Below are 1,528 nucleotides of genomic sequence, written 5' to 3' on the forward strand. Positions count from 1 at the left end.
GGGTCTTCACGGCCGCCACTTCGGTCGGCGCGGCCACCGGGGCGGTCGGCTCGGCCGGCTTGTTGCAGCCGGCCAGGGCGGTAAGGGCGATGCTGGACAACACGAGGGACTGCAGTTTCATGGGGTCACTCCGTCAGGGCCGAAGCCTTCGCTGCGCAGATGAAGTCGTTTTCGCTCAGGCCACCCACGTCGTGGGTGGAAAAGCGCACCACCGCCCGGTCGTAGTGCACGCCCAGGTCGGGGTGGTGGTCTTCGCGGTGGGCCACCCAGGCCAGGGCGTTCACGAAGGCCATGGTCCGGTGGTAGTCGTCGAAGCGGAAGGTGCGGGTCAGCGCCTGGCCGTGTTCGGCCAGCTCCCAGCCGGGCACCTGGGCCAGCAGTTCGGCCACGCGGGCCTCGCCCAGCTTGTGGTCGCTGCCCTTGCGCGGCACACAGTGCGCCCGCGCCAGCGGAATCAGGTCGGCCATGAAATCCTCCACTCCCAGTGTTCTAGCAAGATGACTGAACGATGCGCCGGCCAATGTATAAACCGAATGAGCGCATAACATGTAAGCCGCTAGAATAGCCCGATGATCCAGATATCCGACACCGCCCAAACCTATTTCCGCAAGCTGATCGAGCGTGAGGCCGTGCCCGGCATGGGCGTGCGCCTGAGCGCCGTCGATGCGGGCACCCCCCGCGCCGATGCCCGGCTCGAGTTTGCCGAGCCGGCCCAACTGCTCGGCGACGAGTGGGCGGTGGACTGCGATGGCTTCACCCTGTTCGTGGATGCGCCCAGCGTGGGCTGGCTCGACGGTGCCGAGATCGACATCGTCAGCAATGCCGCCGGCAGCCAGCAGCTGACCATCAAGGCCCCCAAGATCAAGGGCGAAGCGCCGGGCGAGGCGAACTCGTTGGTGGAACGCGTGCGCTGGGTGGTGGAGAACGAAGTGAATCCGCAGCTGGCCTCCCACGGCGGCAAGGTGGCCGTGCAGGAAGTGTCGGCCGACGGCGTGGTGCTGCTGCGCTTCGGTGGCGGCTGCCAGGGCTGCGGCATGGCCGATGTGACCCTCAAGCAGGGCATCGAAAAAACCCTGATGGGCCGCGTGCCCGGGATCACTGCGGTACGCGACGCGACCGACCACGACAGTGGCGACGCGCCGTACATCCCGCGCGGCACGGCCGCCTGATCGCGCTGCGTGCCACTGCGCCGGGCTGACGAGATCCTCGATTGGCTGCTGGCACGCCAGCCGGACAACCGCATCCTTGAGAAAACCACGGGCCTTCCCTACGGGTGGGGCCTGTGGCTGCGCGCGCTCAGCCCGTTGCCGCGCCCGTTTCGTTCCAGCGAGGTCATCGCCGCCCTGATCGGGCGCCCGCTGCCGGTGTCCGCCGGGCGGCTGCCGCAACTGGGGTTCGTGCAATCGTTGCGGCGCCTGCTGTGGCAGGGCTGGGAACCGGCCCCGCGCGACCAGCGCTGGATGCGCTGGAGCTCGGCCACGATCAGCCTGCTGTTGCATGTGCTGTTTGCCGCGCTGCTGCTGTGGGT

The 1,528-nt window shown here is 68.2% G+C and carries 2 protein-coding genes and 2 pseudogenes; 2 read left to right on the plus strand and 2 right to left on the minus strand.

Going from position 1 to position 1,528, the window contains the following annotated elements; translation table 11 throughout:
- Together DBR34_RS22940 and DBR34_RS12555 are read right to left on the minus strand one after the other, a co-directional pair.
- Positions 1-121 (minus strand): annotated as a pseudogene (locus DBR34_RS22940) (energy transducer TonB); the annotation flags it as partial.
- A 4-nt stretch (positions 122-125) separates the two neighbouring features.
- A complete protein-coding gene (locus DBR34_RS12555) occupies positions 126-467 on the minus strand; it encodes a 4a-hydroxytetrahydrobiopterin dehydratase (RefSeq protein WP_128097041.1) in 342 nt (113 codons plus the stop codon).
- Positions 468-569: 102 nt separating this feature from the next.
- On the opposite strand from DBR34_RS12555, the gene DBR34_RS12560 reads away from it, so the two are divergent.
- A complete protein-coding gene (locus DBR34_RS12560) occupies positions 570-1,169 on the plus strand; it encodes an NfuA family Fe-S biogenesis protein (protein ID WP_128097042.1) in 600 nt (199 codons plus the stop codon).
- A 9-nt stretch (positions 1,170-1,178) separates the two neighbouring features.
- Positions 1,179-1,528: pseudogene (locus tag DBR34_RS12565) on the plus strand (hypothetical protein); the annotation flags it as partial.

It is taken from the genome of Stenotrophomonas sp. HMWF003, from assembly GCF_003061285.1.
In the GTDB taxonomy this organism is placed as follows: domain Bacteria; phylum Pseudomonadota; class Gammaproteobacteria; order Xanthomonadales; family Xanthomonadaceae; genus Stenotrophomonas; species Stenotrophomonas maltophilia_AP.

What these genes read in the sequence shown, in the direction of transcription:
- DBR34_RS12560 (WP_128097042.1), top strand. Translation starts at nt 570, where the DNA reads ATGATCCAGATATCCGACACCGCCCAAACCTATTTCCGCAAGCTGATC.
- DBR34_RS12555 (WP_128097041.1), bottom strand. Translation starts at nt 467, where the DNA reads ATGGCCGACCTGATTCCGCTGGCGCGGGCGCACTGTGTGCCGCGCAAG.